The sequence below is a fragment of the Catonella sp. genome, assembly GCF_057250765.1.
Window position 1 is genome coordinate 57,540 of sequence record NZ_DBHIEC010000014.1, and the last position, 16,878, is coordinate 74,417.

The following is a 16,878-nucleotide window of genomic DNA, read 5'->3' on the forward strand; positions in this document are numbered from 1 at the left end:
TGTTACCATGATAAATAAAAGGCCTGTATCAGAGTTAAAAAATAAATTCCCGAATATAGAAGAAAAGATGAATATCACTAATTCGCCTATATTTATAACGAAAAACGAATGTGAAGATATGAGTATAGAACAGTATTCATCTCTTACGGATTCTGTTGAAAGAAGGCTTGACGAAGCAGACAAATACGCAGACGAATGTAAGGTTAGGCACTCTAAGGATGAGGTTTTTAAAAGAGTGAGGGAAAGAATAAATGGGTAATCAGTGATTCCTGCTAGCGTTCAGGGTGCTACTATGACTCTACCAGAGCAAGTTATTAGTGACTATATCCACAACTGAATAATATAGTATTTAAATATGAGCTAGTCCATACCAAATCCTGACAGAAAAAACAGCTTTTGGTATGGACATTTTCTTTTAAACTTCCAGTTGACAAATAAATATTAAAGTGATATGAATTTGATATCAAATAAATTCTTTGGACTAATAGTCCGGAAAGGAACCACTATGGAAGAGAAAATTCTTAAAAGCACAGGAAAGGGATTCGCTATGCTCTTTGTGAGTCTGTTAATCATACTTGCAGGCTGTGGTACCATAGCCTATGGCGGCATTTATGATATGACATTTTGCATCCCTATTGGGATTGTTGTTATGATAGCGGGCTTTATACTTATAGCCGGGGTGAAGGTGGTTAGGCCTCAGGAAGCTGTAGTTTATACACTTTTTGGTAAATACATTGGTACACTCAAAGACGAAGGCTTTCACTTTATCAATCCATTTGCATCTTCCTTCAATCCAGCGGCTAGGACGAAGCTCGGACAGAGTGGTGATGTGAAATCAAGTGTCAATGCAGAAGTAGCAATGGGCAATAAAATATCCCTCAAGGCAATGACGCTCAACAATTCCAAGCAGAAGGTAAATGACGCACTTGGCAATCCTGTAGAAGTAGGAGTTGCAGTCATCTGGAAGGTAGTGGATACAGCAGCTGCGGTGTTCAACGTAGACAACTTCAAAGAATACCTGTCACTTCAGTGCGACACCTCTGTGAGAGATATAGTTAAGCTCTACCCTTATGATGTAGCCCCTGACATAGACACCACAGGCGATGGAATTGCTGATGACGGAAGTCTCCGTGGCTCTACAACTGTAGTGGCTGAGCGTATCAGAAAGCTCATTCAGGAAAAAGTTGAGATAGCAGGACTTGAAATAGTAGAAGCAAGAATTACCTATCTTGCTTATGCACCTGAAATCGCATCTGCGATGCTTCAGAGGCAGCAGGCAAATGCAATAATTGATGCAAGAAAGGTGATAGTTGAGGGTGCGGTAGGCATGGTTGAGATGGCACTTGAAATGCTCGAAGAAAAGGGGACAGTTGAGCTTGATGAGGAGAGAAAGGCTGCAATGGTTTCAAATCTCCTTGTAGTACTTTGCGGCAACCACGAAGCTCAGCCTGTAGTAAACTCAGGTAGCCTGTACTAGCCAGCATATAAACATATGAACTGATACACAAATTCTAAGTTGTAGGGCTGATGTATTTGTTTTTTGACTAAGTTACGCCTTCACTGATAAATGTCCAGACTCGCTCCGGTTTTTCTGCAAGGTGCTATTTTTAAGTTTTTACATGATGACGAAAAACCTAACGCGCTCGCTTAGGCATTATCAGCTCCGGCTGTTTAATTGATGAATGATTGCAAACAAACACATCAGCCACAAGGGGGCTGGGGGGAGTAGCTGTCTTTCATTTGGTATTCTAGTTATTATTTGTATAAATTTAAGGTGCCAGCTCCGAATGATAAATTCTAAGCGAGCGCATTAGGCGGAGCGAAGCGGATGCCGGAGCGAGTCTGAAATGTTATCATTCGGAGCGTCACTGTGTGGTAAGATAACAGCAAAAACTGATAATGCCTAAGCGAGCGCGTTAGGCGTAGCGAAGCGGATGCCGGAGCGAGTCTGGACATTTATCAGTTTTTGCGTCTACTTTGCAACTTATTTTAGCCCGACAAATTAGAATTTATAAGTGTACTGCAATTAATCCAAACATAAAGAGAGGGAACCATGGCAAAGAAACAGATACCTTTAAGAATAGGAGAAAAACTATACGATGCACTGGCATCTTGGGCAGAGGATGATTTCCGCTCGCTTAACGGCCAGATTGAGTATCTCCTCACAGAATGTGTAAAACAAAGAAAAAAAGACGGAAAATATGTCGGTGAAAAGATAGATGAACCAATAGAGTTGGATATTGAATAATATTAGTGTATAATTATCATTGTTAATAGCAAAAAAAGAAGGGGTGCCCCCTTCCCAATCATACCAAAATTACCGTTACGAGGCAGGAAGGGCTAAAGAAACATTGGGAAAAAGAGATAAGAAACTTTAATGAATCTATCAATAATAGGATAGCAGAACTTAAAAAGAGAGGTGATTATGATGGCTAATGAGAAACTCACAAAAGAAGGAATTGAATATATAATTGGTCGGCTTTTGAAAAATGCACAAGAAACTGTTGGAGAGTGGGAAAAGGATAAGAACAACCTTTTTTATGATGGCAAGGCACTAGCTTATTATGAAATGCTTGACATAATCAAGGCAGAATTAGAAATAAGGGAACAGGACTTGAAAGAGTTTGGGCTTGATGTCAGCTTGGAGGAAAAACTGCTTGCATAATGCAAAAAAGGAATATTCCGCTTTTCAGAAACAAATTTTGTTGATGAGATAGTCTTATTAAAAAAAGAAAATATAGTAAGAGTATACAAGAGATAAAGGAGATATTCGGCTGTACAGTTCTAAATAGAACTATGAGTACTGTGGATATCTCCTTTTAAAAATAGCAAAAACCTGCTTTTAGTGATATACTGATTAAATGATGAAACTATAACAACTAAAAGCGGAGATAAGCGATGAAGACTGATTTGATACAAAAGCTAAAAGAGAGGCTTCTTATTGAGTTTAGTAAGAGAGACCGTTCGGGGATATATGCCGTTACATCGAGAGAACTGGCATATAACTCAAATAAAATTGAAGGCAGTACCCTCACGGAGAACCAGACTGCAAGCCTCTTTGATACAGGAATGCTCCCTGTAAGCGATAGCGCATACAGGTCTAAGGATATAGAAGAAATGAATGGGCATTTCCTTATGTTTAATCATATGCTTAAAACCTTGGATGAAGACTTATCTGAAGACCTCATAAAGAAATTTCATTACGAGCTAAAAAGCGGAGTCTTTGAGGATAAGGCAAACGGCTATAACATAGGAGAATATAAGGCGCGTCCGAATATCGCAGGTACTATGCAGACTTCTTTGCCTGCAGATGTACCTGGGGATATGAAAGAACTCTTAAATTGGTATAAAAATGCAGATAAGCACCTAGGTACGCTTGCACTCCTACACACAAGATACGAAAAGATACATCCCTTTCAAGATGGAAACGGACGTACAGGGAGGCTAATCTTATACAGAGAAGCACTTAAACATGACATAATTCCACCTATAATACACGATGAAAACAGGTTGGAGTACATTGAAGGAATTAAAGAATACGCTGAAAAAGGCGTATCTGAGAGAATGTGCAGCCTTCTTAACAAAGAACAAAATGAATACGAGAAGACAATAATTTTTTTTCTTGGCTAGGCTAAAGAACTTAATTTTTATACCGATATACTCAGAGGAGACATCAGCAGCCGTAGCCACTCAGGTTCAGTCTATTGACGATATATCTAAGGCAAGCGAAAACTTAGCAGAGATAGCAGTAAGCCTGCAGGAAGAGGTTGCAAGATTCATCGTATAAGGTGAGAAAAATAATCCTTGACATCCCCAGTCAAAGGTGTTAAACTAATAAAGCTGTACATACAGCAAGAAAGTGAAGTATCCGCTTCCACCTAAGTGCAAAAGGGCACCGTGGTCTTTAGAAATGAATTATTTCAGCTATATGCTGTCTGTCTAGAGTGGATACTTATGTGTATTCACTCTATTTTTTATTATAAGTTTGGAGGTGTTTTTCTATTAGCGAATTAATGATCAATGAGCAGATCAGGGATAAAGAAATCCGTCTGATTGGAGAAAATGGTGAACAGTTAGGAATTATGTCATCAAAGGATGCAATGAAAATGGCTATTGAAGCAGAGCTTGATTTAGTTAAAATTGCACCTACTGCAAAGCCGCCGGTTTGTAAGATTATCGATTACAGAAAGTATCGTTATGAGCAGGCGAAGAGAGAGAAAGAAGCGAAGAAAAAGCAGAAAGTTACTGAAGTAAAGGAGATTCGCCTTTCACCAAATATTGATGACAACGACCTTAATACTAAGGCTAACCAGGCTAGAAAGTTCCTTGAAAAGGGAGATAAGGTTAAAGTAACCCTCCGCTTCAGAGGAAGAGAAATGGCTCACATTTCTTCTAACAAGCAGATTTTAGATGTATTCCTAGAGAAGCTTGGAGACGTAGCATCAGTAGAAAAACAGGCTAAGCTTGAGGGCAGAAGCATGTCCATGGTTGTAACGGGCAAGAAGTAATGCTATTTTCACGTACTTAGTGAGGATAATAATTAGATTATAGGAGGAAAGAATTATGCCAAAAATGAAGACAAAGAGCGCGGCTAAGAAGCGCTTTAAGGTAACAGGAACAGGTAAGTTAATGAAGATGAAAGCTTACAAGAGCCATATCCTTACCAAGAAGACTACAAAGAGAAAGAGAAATCTTCGTAAAGCAACAGAAATTGATAAGTCAAATTTAGCTCCAATGAAGAGAATACTTCCATATAGCTAAATAAAAGTTAAATTGTTAAGGAGGAAATAAAATGGCAAGAATTAAAGGTGGCTTAGGTGCCAAGAAGAGACATAATAGAGTATTAAAGCTCGCTAAGGGTTATAGAGGAGCAAGAAGTAAACAGTATAGAATAGCTAAGCAGTCAGTTATGCGTGCTCTTGCATCTGCTTATGCAGGCAGAAGAAAGAGAAAGGGCGACTTTAGAAAGCTCTGGATAGTAAGAATCAACGCAGCAGCAAGACTTAACGGACTTTCATACAGCAAGTTCATGCACGGTCTTAAGCTTGCTAACATCGAAATCAACCGTAAGATGCTCGCTGAGCTCGCTGTAAATGATGCAGCAGGCTTCACAGCTCTTGCAGATGCAGCTAAGGCTAAGCTTGCTTAATTAAAAGCATAAAAAACTGCCTCAAAAGGCAGTTCCACATAGAGATGGTTATTCTCTAAAAATATCGGTGTAGTCATGTATGTGTGGCTACACCGTTTTTTTGCAAAAAATTGGCTGCTTACTCATATTTTTGCGTGTCAGAAGATAATAAATTTTCCTTCAATCAAGCCCCAATCGAACTATTACTTCCCACAATTGTAGCATTATATTATACTGCTCCCGGTGCAATATATACATCCTTAAGTGATGGGCTCTCCTGACCTAAAAAGCCGTAGCCATCATCATTTTCAGGCTTTCCCATTTTCATGGAGTAGATATCAGGGAGCTTGTCAAATTTAGCTATAGCCTTATCAAGCACAGAGAGTATCTTATCCTTATCCTTTGGGAGACTCCCCCTGGTACGTACATGAATCCAATCGTGGAAGCTGTCCCACTTGATAGGATGCGTAGGGTCCACATCTAAAAGCTCTACCAGTTTTCGTTCTTCCCTGAGGTTTTCAAGCTCGGTGGCAGGCTTAAAATTACCGTTTCTAATCTCCTCTGAGAGCTTATCGGCAGATAGGAACATGGAAAAATTGACCACATTCTCAGGCTTTGTTTCAGTAAGAAACTCTGCCATAGCTATAGCTGACTCTTCCCACCTGCCACTTCCTGCAACCCCTGTCATAAAGTGGGCTGCATAGCTAAAGCCTGCATCCTGCAGTCTTTTTATCTCACTATAAGCCTCGTCCACGCTGTGGTCCTTGTCCATATAATTAAGCACATCAGGCAGGGCATTTTCAATGCCTATATAGAGCTTGTTGTAGCCTAAGCTATGGAGGGTCTTAAGTTCTTCATCAGACTTACCTTTTATACTGGTTATGGTCGCATCAGAGTTAAAGGCAGCTGCCCCCGGGAAATAGTGCTTAACCAGGCTTATTATCTCAATCAGTTCATCAGCTTTTAGCTGGAAGGCGCTTCCGTCCCCCAGATAGATTAGTTCGGGGTTTCCGCCGTGTGCACTCACCCTCTTTAGCTCATTTTCGATATCTTCCATGCTTATTTTGCGATACCTTAAGTCCGTAAATAAATCACAGAACTTACATCTGTTATAAGGGCATCCCACAGTTACAGGTAGCATAAAAGCCCTTATTTCCATAGGACCACGGCATATTCTTCCTTCGTATTCCATAAGAACCTCCTTCTTGCCTTAGCATTATAAAAATGCAGGAAAGTTAAACTCCCCTGCACTGTAATTATCTCATGTCCCCAGGACCTTTCCTTTGTGCCATCTTATCCTCATACATCCTCTCATCGGCAAGTTTTATGACCTGACTTGAATAAACTACACCACGAGCTGAATCAGAAGTTCCCGCAAGGAATTCTCTATAGGTTGCAACACCGATAGACACTCCTACAGGGAAAGGCGGACGCTGTTGATTTCTCTGTCTCTCTAAGTTGTATCTTATGTTTTTGGTAATAGAGCTAACTCTCGAAGAAGGTATGGCAACACAGATAAACTCGTCGCCACCGTTTCTACCGGCAAAGCCCTCCGAATTACCTTCCATAGCCTCCTTGATAGCAGTAGCAACCATCTGAATCAGCTGGTCTCCTGCTTCGTGTCCGAAGGTATCGTTTGCATACTTAAGCTTATTTATATCTACGAAGATAACCGCATAGTCCTTTTCTCTGGTCAAATCAAGGATATTAAGCTTTCTCTGCAAGAACTGCCTGTTACCAAGACCGGTAAGGTTGTCGGTATAAGCAATTATCTCAAGATGCTTTTCTCTAAGGCTCTTCTGCAAGATGTCCTTAACCTTGATGACATAAGATGTAAACAAGGTAATGACAAGGAGAAGAATGAGTACAGTTGAGAAATGAGCCTTGGCAAACCACTGTAAAAGAGGTGGCCAGTTCTCAGTAATCTGAGCCGCAACGATGATACGTATCTGCTCCAATATACCAAAGATTGCAACTCCTATGAGGCCAAGGCCCATAACCTGGTCAGCACCGGTCTTGCGCTTCTTGCCAGGGAAAAGGAGGCTGATAAGAGCTGAAAATACCATTACTATCTGGAGTGCCTGCATCCATCTTAGCTGCCATACATAGTTAAACCCTGATGGCAGGATGTAAAGAGCAAGACAAATCCAAAATGCCGCAAATAGTACCAAACCTGAAATCCTTAAGTACTTTCTAACAATAGGACGCTCAGTCTCAAAGCTTGAAAAAAGAGGAGCCGTAGAAAAGAGTAAATACATTCCAATATATTCTCCTACAGCACTTATATTCTCGCTGGAGGTAAGCATGTAAAGCATACCGGAGTTGCCCATGTACCAGAGAGTGATGGAGAAGATAAGCCCCATAAGCCAAGTACCTTCTCTTGCAAAGTCCACAGTACGGTAGAGAAAGGTAAATATTATCATTCCTATAAAGGAGAAGATAAGTATCACGCTGAATATCGCATAAAACGCTTCCTGCCCTATGATAGGATAGAACTGGTCTGTATTAAATGACATAAGGACAGGTGATCTGAATGTATCCTCAAGTATACCTGTAAGAGGCTTGATTACAACTCTAATCTCACCGCCATAAGCCTTGGCGGGAACCGGTATGGTAACCTTTTGCTTACCTATCATATGTCTGTCGATGTTCTCGCCATAGGTTACCAAAAGCTTATCTTTATAGTAGGCTTTAATTATACTGTTGTAAAACAAGAAATTAATCGAGCTGTATTCACTCTTCCAAGCCTTATCGAGTGGAATATGCATAGTGATTAAATCATCTTTTGAAGAGTAGCTGAACAAGTGGCTGTTATAGGTATCCATGGTGCCATCGCTATGCTCAACCTCTATTACAAGATCCGTCAGCTCCCTATAGTAAGAAGTGGGGACCTTTCCTACGACACCAAAGATAAAATACAGTAATAACAGTCCCGTTACCATGGCTGTTATCAAAAGTATAAGAGCTTGGTGTTTCCTTAAACTCATACTTAAATATCTCATAAAACCTCCCGATAATCCGCACTAGCCAGAGTTTAGACGGTGCCATAATTTCTTCCCTATACTAAAAGCCCGCAAATTAGAGCATTCTAAGATTTTATGGGGTGGGTGTACACGTTATCTAAATAATTATACCATACTCACATTAACAAAAACAAGGACAGAAAGCACTAAACTTGATTTTCAGCATTGTGTCAAAATAATAAAAAATTAACAAGGATAATGATAAATATTGGATAAAAATTTGTTAATATAGGGTTAAAATCAGCCTGAACATAGGACGGTAATCGAGATAATTGTTAGAACTGAATTTAGAATTGCACTTATTTACAAACAACATCCTGAGATTATTAGAAAAATTACAGATTTTTGTAGACTATTTCTGAAAAATGATGTACAATTACTTTGTAGGAATATATCAATAATAATTATTCAAAGATGTGTGGAACGAAGGGAGCTTCAAACGCTCCCATTGCAAATCCTGAAAAATGTGCAAATTGTGCATGTTTTTGAAGAAAATAAGGAGGTAAGTATGGATTTTTTGGAAAACGATCAGAAAATATGGCTTGAAGACGAGTCGGGAAAGGTAACTGCCTATGTGGAGTTTCCTGAAATCAATGGTGCCTGCAATGTAATGCACACCGTCGTAGACCCTTCACTTAGGGGACAGGGAATTGGCGGCAAGCTTCTTTCGGCCCTTGTAAAGAAGATGGAGAAAGAGGGAAAGAAGCTTGAGCTTACCTGCACGTATGCCATTGACTGGTTTAATAAAAACAGAGGACACGAAAATGTGCTTGTCGATGCAGAAAAAGAGTATGCAAAGGCGGCTAAAAAGGGGTAAAGGATATAATTATGAAGGTATATAATTCGACTCTTGTTTATATCGAAAAAGACGGTAAGTATCTTATGCTTCACCGCAATAAGAAGGCTGGCGATATAAATGAGGGCAAGTGGATTGGGGTTGGAGGTAAGTTTGAATTTGGGGAAAGTCCTGAGGACTGTATGGAAAGAGAGGTCTTTGAGGAAACGGGACTTACGCCTATGGGGTATTATTATTGCGGAATAGTTACCTTTGTGTCAGAAGATCTTGATAAGCCTGAAAACAATGAAACTGAGTACATGCACCTCTTCAATGTAAAGGACTTTGAAGGAGAGCTAAAGAACTGCGATGAAGGAGAACTGGTCTGGGTTGATAAAGATAAGCTTCTTAGCCTTCCACACTGGAAGGGAGATGAGCTCTTTCTTTCGATAATTAAGAACGGAAACAGACAGTTCTTCTCTATGAAGCTCTCCTATGTAAATGGCAAGCTAATAGAGGCTGTGTATGATACCGTTCCCTGCTTCATCACGGACAGGCTAATCCTTAGGCCATGGCACATGGAAGATGTAGAAGACTTATTTAAGTATGCCAAAGACCCTGATATAGGTCTGTCTGCGGGTTGGAAGCCTCATAAGGATGTTGAAGAGAGTATGGAAGTAATTGAAAACGTCTTTATGAAACCGGGAGTCTACGCCATTGTCTATAAAGAAACCAATGAGGTGATAGGAAGCATAGGCTTACACGCCGGAAGCAAGAAAAGCAGAGGTCTTGGCGCAGATGAGAATCAGGCAGAGATAGGATACTGGTTAGCAAAGCCTTATTGGGGAAGGGGGCTTATACCGGAGGCTGCAAAGGAGCTTGTGGAGTTTGGCTTCCTTGAACTGGGCTTAAACAGGATATGGATAGCTTACTTTGATGGCAACCATAAGTCAAAAAGAGTGGCTGAAAAGCTTGGCTTTACCTATAGCCATTTTGCTGAAAATGTAGAAGTAGAAGCTCTTGGAGAAACAAAGAAGGAGCATTACATGGTACTTAACAGGGAAGAGTTTGACGAGGCAATTAAGTTAAAATACCGTCCTCTTTTAGCTCAGAGGTCGTAGGATGCCGGTAAACATCAAAGATAATTAATGAAACAACAAAGACTGTACTTTTATTCTATTATAATATAGAATGAAGTACAGTCTATTTATATTTTAAAGGAAGGGAAAATGAAGAAGATTAAGATAGCATTTTTTGACATTGACGGTACGATTCTTAGGTTTGGTAAGCCTGATATGACAGATAGGGTAAAGGAAGCGCTAAACAGGCTTCAGAAAAACGGAGTACTTATCTGTCTTGCGACAGGCCGCCCTCTTGCCGTCATTCCAAAGTTTGAAGGGGTGAAATTCGACCTTACCATAGCCTTTAACGGCTCTGTCTGTCTGGCGGGGGATAAGGCAATCACTAACCTGGTAATACCTTATGAAGAGGTTATTCAAATCATAGAAAATGCCACAAGGATGAATAAAGCAGTGGCAGTTGCCACAAAGAGCAGGATAGTCACAAACGGCGTTGATGATGCACTAAGAGAGTATTTCGAGCTGGCAAGCCTTAAGGCAACCCCTTCTCACGAGTTTGACAATGCGATTAAAGAGGAAGTATATCAGATGATGTTAGGCTGTGAGAGAAGTGAATGGGATGAGGTGCTTAAAGGTACGAAAAAGGCTAAGATAGCAGCCTGGTGGGACTCGGCTGTGGATATCATACCTGATGGAAGCGGCAAAGGCAATGCGATAAAAAAGGTGGTTGAATATTTTGGCTTTTCTCCTGATGAGGCTATTGCCTTTGGAGACGGAGGCAATGATGTGGATATGCTACAGGCTGCCGGGATAGGAGTGGCTATGGGCAATGCCGCGGATAGTGTAAAGGCAGTGGCTGATGAAGTGTGTGGCAGTGTAGATGAGGATGGTATTTACTATTATCTTAAAGAAAAGAGACTTATATAAGATAGCATATACTCTTAACTGCAACAATACGGGTAAGTTACTATTTTTATGAAAAGGCTGTGAATAATGTCTTTATAGGTATCAAAAGATAATAAATAATATAAGAGGTGTTATGAGCATAGGATTAGAGATGTCGAAGGACCAAAAGAAGTTTTATAAGGCACTTTTTGCCTTGGTTATCCCTATTACTATTCAGAATTTTATTTCCAATGCGGTAAACTCCGCTGACGTATTCATGCTTGGCTATGTAGGTCAGAAAGAACTTGCTGCCGTCTCCCTTGCCAATCAGTTCCAGTTTCTGCTCTGGGGCTTCTTTTATGGCATAAATTCCGGAGTTACTATGCTTGGAAGCCAGTACTGGGGCAAGAAGGATACAGATTCGATACAGGCGGTTATGGGAATCGCCATTAAGATATCTATAGTTATTACTCTCATTCTTTCCTTTAGTGCAGTGGTTTTCCCCAGAGAGCTGATGAGGATATATACCAATGATGAAAAGCTTATAGAAATAGGTACATCCTATCTTAGTATAGTAGGCATATCATATGTTCTTATGAGCTTCTCGCAGGTCTATATGTCTACAGTTAGGAGTATGGAAAGGGTAAAGATAAGTACCATCATAAGCTCTAGCGCACTTATATTAAATGTGACCCTCAATGCGGTATTTATATTTGGCTTCCTTGGCCTTCCAAGACTTGGAGTGGTAGGAGTCTCCCTTGCAACACTTATCTCCAGAGTGGTTGAGACCGCGCTCTGTGTGATAGATGCAGGGAAGGCGAAGGTATTTAAGATAAACCTGAGGCTGATGTTTGGGCATCACGCACTGCTATTTAAGGACTTTGTAAAATATGCCACACCTGCCCTTTGTAATGACCTCCTTTGGACAGTTGCCTTTTCTACCTATGCAATCATTATGGGACACATGAACGCTGATATGGTTGCCGCCAATGCGGTCGCAAGCACAGTGCGTGAACTCTGTGCCATAGTATGTTTTGCCATAGCAGGAGGTGCCTCAGTTTTGCTTGGAATCAAAATCGGTGAAGGCAGGATGGAAGAGGCGAAAAAATATGCCACCTACTCATGTAAAACAACTTTTATAATTGGTATAATTACGGGGTTAATTATTTTGGCAATTCGTCCGATAGTATTCATGGGATTTAATCTGAGCGAACAGGCACACGACTATCTTAGTATCATGCTCTTCATTAGTTCGTACTATGTGCTTGGTCAGGCAATGAATACTCTCCTTATAGCCGGAATATTCAGGGCAGGCGGAGATTCACGCTTTGGACTTATCTGCGACACTATAACTATGTGGGCAGTATCGGTTCCGCTCGGCTTTTTTAGTGCGTTTGTACTAAAATTACCGCCAATGGTGGTTTACTTCATCCTTTGCCTCGATGAATTTTGGAAGATTCCTGTAGTTTACAAACATTACAAGAGCTTAAAATGGCTGAAGAACATAACCAGAGATTTGGAATGATTAAATCTACTTCTATCAATCTTTTTATTTGAACTAATCAAATTTAACTCAAGGAGGATGTTAAAAAGAATGAAAAAGAAGAAGGGATTTAGAAGCATAAAAGGCCTTGTTGTACTAGGCAGCTTCGTCATTGTAACTATTATTTGTGCTATCATGCTAATTGTAAGCTCGGTACTCTCAAGAGATGCATTTAGAGCACAGGTAGAGTCAGATATGCAGGTGTTAGCACAGGAAACCTCTGAGAAGCTTGTGAAGGATATTGAACACACGGAAGCAATCGTTAAAGAGCTGGCAGCCAATCCGATGCTTACAAGCAAAGAGTATTCCCAGAAAGAGATTGCAGCCTTCTATGAGCAGAGGGCAAAAGAAACAGGATTCAACCTCTTTTTCACTGTTAAGCCTAATGGTAAGGGTATCAACCTTACACAGGGTGCAGAAAAATTCGACGTAGCCGATACGGAATATTTTAAGCAGTCAATAAAGGAAAAGACATATACAAGCTCCATTATCGATGACGTTGTTACAGGTGGAAAGATAATAGTTGTATCAACACCTTACTACGACTTAAAGACCAATAAACTCATAGGTGTATTTGCAGGTATTATGAGTACAGACTTTATATCCAAGCTTTGCGCTGACTTCAAGTGGGGCGAATCAGGTAATATAGCAGTGTATGATAGAAATGCCAATATCGTAGGGCACACCAAACCTGAGATAGTAGAGAGCAGATTAAACCTTGTGGAGAAGGCGAAGACAGATCCTGATTATGTATCTGTAGCAGAGTTCTTCAAGGGACAGATAGACAGCAACACAAACGGTATAGGTACCTATAAGTGGTTTGGTAAGAACAGAATCGGTGCCATTAATATAATTGAAGGCAGAGACTTTGTTACACTTGTTGCCGTAAATGAGGATGAAATATTTACCAATATGAACAACTTACAGGTTAGGCTTATATTTGTAATAGCATTCCTTGTTGTATTTGGCATGATTATTATGTACATTGCTTTTGCTGTTCCGATTGCAAGAGCATTTAACAGCTTTAAGACAGACCTCTTACATATAGCAAACTACGACTTAACCAAAGAACCTACAAAGGACTACTCAGGAAGACGTGATGAAGTAGGTGACATCTACAGAGCTGAAATGACTCTTAAGGAGAATATAGTTCAGATTATAACCGGAATATCAGCACATGCACAAAATACTGCAGCTACTGCTGAGGAGCTCTCAGCTACAGCTCAGTCTACATCAGCTACAGCAGATGAGGTTGCAAATGCAGTAAACAACATTGCACAGGGTGCTGCCAGCCAGGCTGAGGATACCCAGAATGCAACAAAGAATGTAGAACATTCAAATGAGCTTCTAAGCCATATGATGACTGTGCTTGAAGAGTTAAATGAATCTACAGAACTTATCAATGATAAGAAGGAAGAGGGAAGTAAGAGCCTTAAGGAGTTGTCAGCTGCAACCACTAAGGTTACAACCTCTTCAGGGGAAATTGCAGCAATCATAGCTCAGACAGATGAAAGTGCAGACAAGATATCAAGTGCAAGCGATATGATTCAGTCTATCTCTGACCAGACTAACTTACTTGCATTAAATGCAGCCATAGAGGCAGCAAGAGCAGGTGAGGCAGGAAAGGGATTTGCGGTAGTTGCTGAGGAGATTAGAAAGCTTGCAGAGCAGTCCGCAGGATTTACAGGTGAGATTAAAGAGACAATCAATGGACTTCAGGAGCAGACCAAGAAGGCTGTTGAGACTATGGACTTCACTAGAGAAGCCGTTGCTGAGCAGGAGAAGAAGCTAAAGGAGACCGGCGATAAGTTCGGCGAGATATCTGAGGCTGTAGAAAAGAGCAAGGGCATAGTTGGAGAAATCTCTGATGAAGCTAAGAACATATTTAAGGACAATGAGACCATCACTCAGGTTGTGGAGAACCTCAAAACTATAGCCGAGGAAAATGCTGCAACCACAGAGGAGGTATCAGCTTCCGTAGATACACAGGTTCAGTCCATACAGGATATATCTGATGCAAGTGAGAATCTTGCTGAGATTGCAACTGAATTACAGAGTGAAGTATCTAAGTTCATCATCTAATTATGACATACTTGTTAGGATTGCTGGAAATTAGGCTTAGCAATCCTAATTATATGGTGTCGGAGACTTTTGACACCTATATATAACAATTTATAAAAGGAGGAGTGCATATATGCGCTTAAAAAAGAATAAGAACAATAAACTAAACAGTCTTGGTGCTAAAGTCGGACTCTTGATTTCCCTCATACTCTTAGTAGTATTGGGAGGAAAGTCGGCATATGATATTTTCACACAGTATGAAAGTACAACTGCGATGACACGCAATGTCCAGCTTGAGGAGGCAAAGAGCCTTGCACATAAGCTTGAAACCAAATTTGCAAGCACCTATCAGGTAGGATATGACTTACAGGCTATCATAGGTAACACTGTAGCCAACATCCCAAAAGAGAGAAGAAGCAGAGATCTTATTATCAGCAACGCCCAGGTTATACTTAAGAATAATGAAGATATAACAGGTGTAGGTGTGTACTTTGAGCCAAATAAGTTTGATAACAAGGATGCTGAAAAGGGTAGATTTTCCCATTATATCCTAAAAGAAGGCGATAAGACAGAGGTATACGAAGAGGATACAGACGGTCCATGGTATGCTAATACCTTAAAGGAAAAGAAGGTAAAAGTGCTTAATCCTTTTAAGGATGGTGATGGAAAGCTTAAGACTTCATACTGCTTCCCTATACTTTCAGGAGATGAAGCAATAGGTGTACTTGTTGTAGATATGTCAGTTAATGATATACAGGATGAGCTGAAGAAGGAGTCAATAGGTCCTGATGACTATAAGTGTCTTCTTACAGACAATGGTATCTATGTTGCCAATGCACTTGATGACAAGATGATATTATTCAACCTCTTTGAGGCAGTTCCTGTAGCAAAAGAAGGTGTAGACAAGGCTATACAGAATGGCTACGATATATCACAGGGCACCATTGCAGGTACAGGTGAGCCAGGTGAGTTCATCCATGTTCCTGTTAACCTTAAGGGCGTGGATACCAAGTGGTGTTTTGAGGCAGTTACATCTATCAACTATCTTTTGAAGGATGTAAGGGCATCAATGGCTATCAACATCGTATTTAGTGTTCTTGTTATCCTTGGCATGGGTATATTCATCATCCTTCTCCTGATCAATAAGGTTGTTAAGCCTCTTTCAGCCATTGATAAGGCGATGGAAAAGATATCAGGCTACAACCTTGATGTAGCTGAAGAAGCTGCAAAGGTTGAGAAGTATAAAAATAACAAGGATGAAGTTGGAAGCCTTGTACGCTCTATAGAAACAATGGTTAAGAACCTTGTAGGCATTGTTGGAGAGATATCCGCACATGCTCAGAATACCGCGGCTATGGCAGAGGAGCTTACAGCTACTTCCCAGTCAGCTGCTGAGTCCTCAGGAGAGGTTTCACAGGCGGTTAACAACATCGCAGAAGGTGCTACAAGCCAGGCTAGTGATACCCAGAGCGCGGCTATGTCCGTAGAGGAATCAGGCAATGTATTAAACGGAATGATTACTGAGGTTGGAGAGCTTTCAAAGTCTATGGAGAGCATTGACGGCCTGAAGAACGACAGTAACCGTATCATGGATGAGCTTGTCAAGATAACCAACGAGAATAAAGAGATATCTGAAAAGGTTGAGGGAGTTATTGTTGAGACCAACAGTGCTACCGAGACAATCGCAAAGGCAAGTGAGATGATACAGTCTATCTCAGACCAGACCAACCTTCTTTCTCTTAATGCCGCTATTGAGGCTGCAAGAGCAGGTGAGATGGGTAAGGGCTTTGCAGTAGTAGCTGATGAGGTAAGGTCACTTGCTGAGGAGTCTGCTAAGTTTACAGGAGAAATCAGAGCAATCATCGATGAGCTTAAGAAGAAGTCAAAAGAAGCTGTTGATATGATTAAGATGTCTAATGACATGATAGACAAGCAGAGTGATAAGGTAAAGGAAACAGGCGAGAAGTTCGTAGAGATATCAAAAGAGCTTGAAGAGAGCAAGAGAATTGTTGAGAATATCAATGAATCCTCTGTTAAGATTCAGAATGAGAACAGCAATGTAATCAGAGTAGTTGAGAATCTTTCTGCAATAGCTGAGGAGAATGCTGCTACAACTGAAGAAGCAGCCGCCTCCGTGGATACACAGGTTCAGGCAATCAATGATATATCACAGGCTTCTGAGAACCTTGCTGATATAGCAACACAGTTACAGTCTGAGGTATCAAAGTTCATGCTGTAATCTAAAATAATTATAAAAGGCTGCCACATGGTCGGGAATCATCGTATATTTCCCGGTGTGGCAGCTTTATTATTTGACAGGAAATTTCTCCGAAATTACCTGCCGCATAATAATCTCTCCTAGGGATGCACACCTTTCGGCAGAG

The 16,878-nt window shown here is 40.6% G+C and carries 17 protein-coding genes; 15 read left to right on the forward strand and 2 right to left on the reverse strand.

Annotated features, from left to right (window positions below; all coding sequences use genetic code 11):
* The first annotated feature begins 7 nt into the window (after positions 1 to 7).
* The 9 genes from ACO6HM_RS08515 to rplT all read left to right on the forward strand — a co-directional run bounded on the left by ACO6HM_RS08515 (position 8) and on the right by rplT (position 5,149).
* Positions 8 to 259, forward strand: coding sequence for a type II toxin-antitoxin system Phd/YefM family antitoxin (locus ACO6HM_RS08515; RefSeq protein ID WP_485390643.1), 252 nt, complete (start codon positions 8 to 10; stop codon positions 257 to 259).
* Positions 260 to 505: 246 nt separating this feature from the next.
* The gene (locus ACO6HM_RS08520) at positions 506 to 1,477 is read left to right on the forward strand and encodes an SPFH domain-containing protein (RefSeq protein WP_485378881.1); all 972 of its coding nucleotides are present in this window, start codon (positions 506 to 508) and stop codon (positions 1,475 to 1,477) included.
* 576 nt (positions 1,478 to 2,053) lie between these two features.
* Positions 2,054 to 2,248, forward strand: coding sequence for a type II toxin-antitoxin system antitoxin (locus tag ACO6HM_RS08525; RefSeq protein WP_208429892.1), 195 nt, complete (start codon positions 2,054 to 2,056; stop codon positions 2,246 to 2,248).
* A gap of 177 nt (positions 2,249 to 2,425) precedes the next feature.
* The gene (locus tag ACO6HM_RS08530; protein WP_485390644.1) at positions 2,426 to 2,665 is read left to right on the forward strand and encodes a transposase; all 240 of its coding nucleotides are present in this window, start codon (positions 2,426 to 2,428) and stop codon (positions 2,663 to 2,665) included.
* Positions 2,666 to 2,898: 233 nt separating this feature from the next.
* On the forward strand, positions 2,899 to 3,630 hold the full coding sequence (locus tag ACO6HM_RS08535; protein WP_485390645.1) for a Fic family protein: 732 nt from the start codon (positions 2,899 to 2,901) through the stop codon (positions 3,628 to 3,630).
* Entirely contained in the window at positions 3,623 to 3,787 is a 165-nt protein-coding gene (locus tag ACO6HM_RS08540) for a hypothetical protein (RefSeq protein WP_485390646.1), read from the forward strand. Before ACO6HM_RS08535 ends, ACO6HM_RS08540 begins: the two co-directional genes overlap by 8 nt.
* 226 nt (positions 3,788 to 4,013) lie before the next feature.
* On the forward strand, positions 4,014 to 4,508 hold the full coding sequence (gene infC, locus ACO6HM_RS08545; protein ID WP_208429888.1) for a translation initiation factor IF-3: 495 nt from the start codon (positions 4,014 to 4,016) through the stop codon (positions 4,506 to 4,508).
* A gap of 55 nt (positions 4,509 to 4,563) precedes the next feature.
* Positions 4,564 to 4,761: a 50S ribosomal protein L35 gene (rpmI, locus tag ACO6HM_RS08550; RefSeq protein ID WP_208429887.1), complete on the forward strand. Its 198-nt coding sequence runs from the start codon at positions 4,564 to 4,566 to the stop codon at positions 4,759 to 4,761.
* 31 nt (positions 4,762 to 4,792) lie between these two features.
* Positions 4,793 to 5,149, forward strand: coding sequence for a 50S ribosomal protein L20 (gene rplT, locus ACO6HM_RS08555; protein WP_485390647.1), 357 nt, complete (start codon positions 4,793 to 4,795; stop codon positions 5,147 to 5,149).
* Positions 5,150 to 5,357: 208 nt separating this feature from the next.
* Here rplT and ACO6HM_RS08560 read toward each other — a convergent pair whose 3' ends face one another.
* Both ACO6HM_RS08560 and ACO6HM_RS08565 read right to left on the reverse strand, forming a co-directional pair.
* A complete protein-coding gene (locus ACO6HM_RS08560) occupies positions 5,358 to 6,320 on the reverse strand; it encodes a radical SAM protein (protein ID WP_485390648.1) in 963 nt (320 codons plus the stop codon).
* Between the two features lie 64 nt (positions 6,321 to 6,384).
* Positions 6,385 to 8,130: a GGDEF domain-containing protein gene (locus tag ACO6HM_RS08565; protein ID WP_485390649.1), complete on the reverse strand. Its 1,746-nt coding sequence runs from the start codon at positions 8,128 to 8,130 to the stop codon at positions 6,385 to 6,387.
* A gap of 496 nt (positions 8,131 to 8,626) precedes the next feature.
* Here ACO6HM_RS08565 and ACO6HM_RS08570 point away from each other — a divergent pair, with 496 nt between their 5' ends.
* From ACO6HM_RS08570 to ACO6HM_RS08595, 6 genes are all read left to right on the forward strand, one after another.
* Positions 8,627 to 8,968 (forward strand): GNAT family N-acetyltransferase, encoded by a 342-nt coding sequence (locus ACO6HM_RS08570; RefSeq protein ID WP_485374092.1) that lies wholly within the window; start codon positions 8,627 to 8,629, stop codon positions 8,966 to 8,968.
* Positions 8,969 to 8,979: 11 nt separating this feature from the next.
* Entirely contained in the window at positions 8,980 to 10,047 is a 1,068-nt protein-coding gene (locus ACO6HM_RS08575) for a GNAT family N-acetyltransferase (protein ID WP_485390650.1), read from the forward strand.
* 108 nt (positions 10,048 to 10,155) lie between these two features.
* Positions 10,156 to 10,932 carry an HAD family hydrolase gene (locus ACO6HM_RS08580; protein WP_485390651.1) on the forward strand — a complete coding sequence of 259 codons (777 nt, stop codon included), beginning with the start codon at positions 10,156 to 10,158 and terminating at the stop codon, positions 10,930 to 10,932.
* Positions 10,933 to 11,044: 112 nt separating this feature from the next.
* Entirely contained in the window at positions 11,045 to 12,415 is a 1,371-nt protein-coding gene (locus ACO6HM_RS08585) for an MATE family efflux transporter (protein ID WP_485390652.1), read from the forward strand.
* A gap of 69 nt (positions 12,416 to 12,484) precedes the next feature.
* Complete coding sequence (locus ACO6HM_RS08590) at positions 12,485 to 14,515, forward strand: methyl-accepting chemotaxis protein (protein ID WP_485390653.1); 2,031 nt, start codon at positions 12,485 to 12,487, stop codon at positions 14,513 to 14,515.
* Between the two features lie 112 nt (positions 14,516 to 14,627).
* Positions 14,628 to 16,733 carry a methyl-accepting chemotaxis protein gene (locus tag ACO6HM_RS08595; RefSeq protein WP_485390654.1) on the forward strand — a complete coding sequence of 702 codons (2,106 nt, stop codon included), beginning with the start codon at positions 14,628 to 14,630 and terminating at the stop codon, positions 16,731 to 16,733.
* The last annotated feature ends 145 nt before the right edge of the window (positions 16,734 to 16,878 follow it).

Excerpts from the sequence above, each read along its gene's own strand:
- ACO6HM_RS08535 (WP_485390645.1), top strand. The coding sequence starts at position 2,899 with ATGAAGACTGATTTGATACAAAAGCTAAAAGAGAGGCTTCTTATTGAG.
- infC (WP_208429888.1), top strand. The coding sequence starts at position 4,014 with ATGATCAATGAGCAGATCAGGGATAAAGAAATCCGTCTGATTGGAGAA.
- ACO6HM_RS08590 (WP_485390653.1), top strand. The coding sequence starts at position 12,485 with ATGAAAAAGAAGAAGGGATTTAGAAGCATAAAAGGCCTTGTTGTACTA.
- ACO6HM_RS08595 (WP_485390654.1), top strand. The coding sequence starts at position 14,628 with ATGCGCTTAAAAAAGAATAAGAACAATAAACTAAACAGTCTTGGTGCT.
- ACO6HM_RS08520 (WP_485378881.1), top strand. The coding sequence starts at position 506 with ATGGAAGAGAAAATTCTTAAAAGCACAGGAAAGGGATTCGCTATGCTC.
- ACO6HM_RS08585 (WP_485390652.1), top strand. The coding sequence starts at position 11,045 with ATGAGCATAGGATTAGAGATGTCGAAGGACCAAAAGAAGTTTTATAAG.
- ACO6HM_RS08530 (WP_485390644.1), top strand. The coding sequence starts at position 2,426 with ATGATGGCTAATGAGAAACTCACAAAAGAAGGAATTGAATATATAATT.
- rplT (WP_485390647.1), top strand. The coding sequence starts at position 4,793 with ATGGCAAGAATTAAAGGTGGCTTAGGTGCCAAGAAGAGACATAATAGA.
- rpmI (WP_208429887.1), top strand. The coding sequence starts at position 4,564 with ATGCCAAAAATGAAGACAAAGAGCGCGGCTAAGAAGCGCTTTAAGGTA.
- ACO6HM_RS08515 (WP_485390643.1), top strand. The coding sequence starts at position 8 with ATGATAAATAAAAGGCCTGTATCAGAGTTAAAAAATAAATTCCCGAAT.
- ACO6HM_RS08565 (WP_485390649.1), bottom strand. The coding sequence starts at position 8,130 with ATGAGATATTTAAGTATGAGTTTAAGGAAACACCAAGCTCTTATACTT.
- ACO6HM_RS08575 (WP_485390650.1), top strand. The coding sequence starts at position 8,980 with ATGAAGGTATATAATTCGACTCTTGTTTATATCGAAAAAGACGGTAAG.
- ACO6HM_RS08580 (WP_485390651.1), top strand. The coding sequence starts at position 10,156 with ATGAAGAAGATTAAGATAGCATTTTTTGACATTGACGGTACGATTCTT.
- ACO6HM_RS08560 (WP_485390648.1), bottom strand. The coding sequence starts at position 6,320 with ATGGAATACGAAGGAAGAATATGCCGTGGTCCTATGGAAATAAGGGCT.
- ACO6HM_RS08525 (WP_208429892.1), top strand. The coding sequence starts at position 2,054 with ATGGCAAAGAAACAGATACCTTTAAGAATAGGAGAAAAACTATACGAT.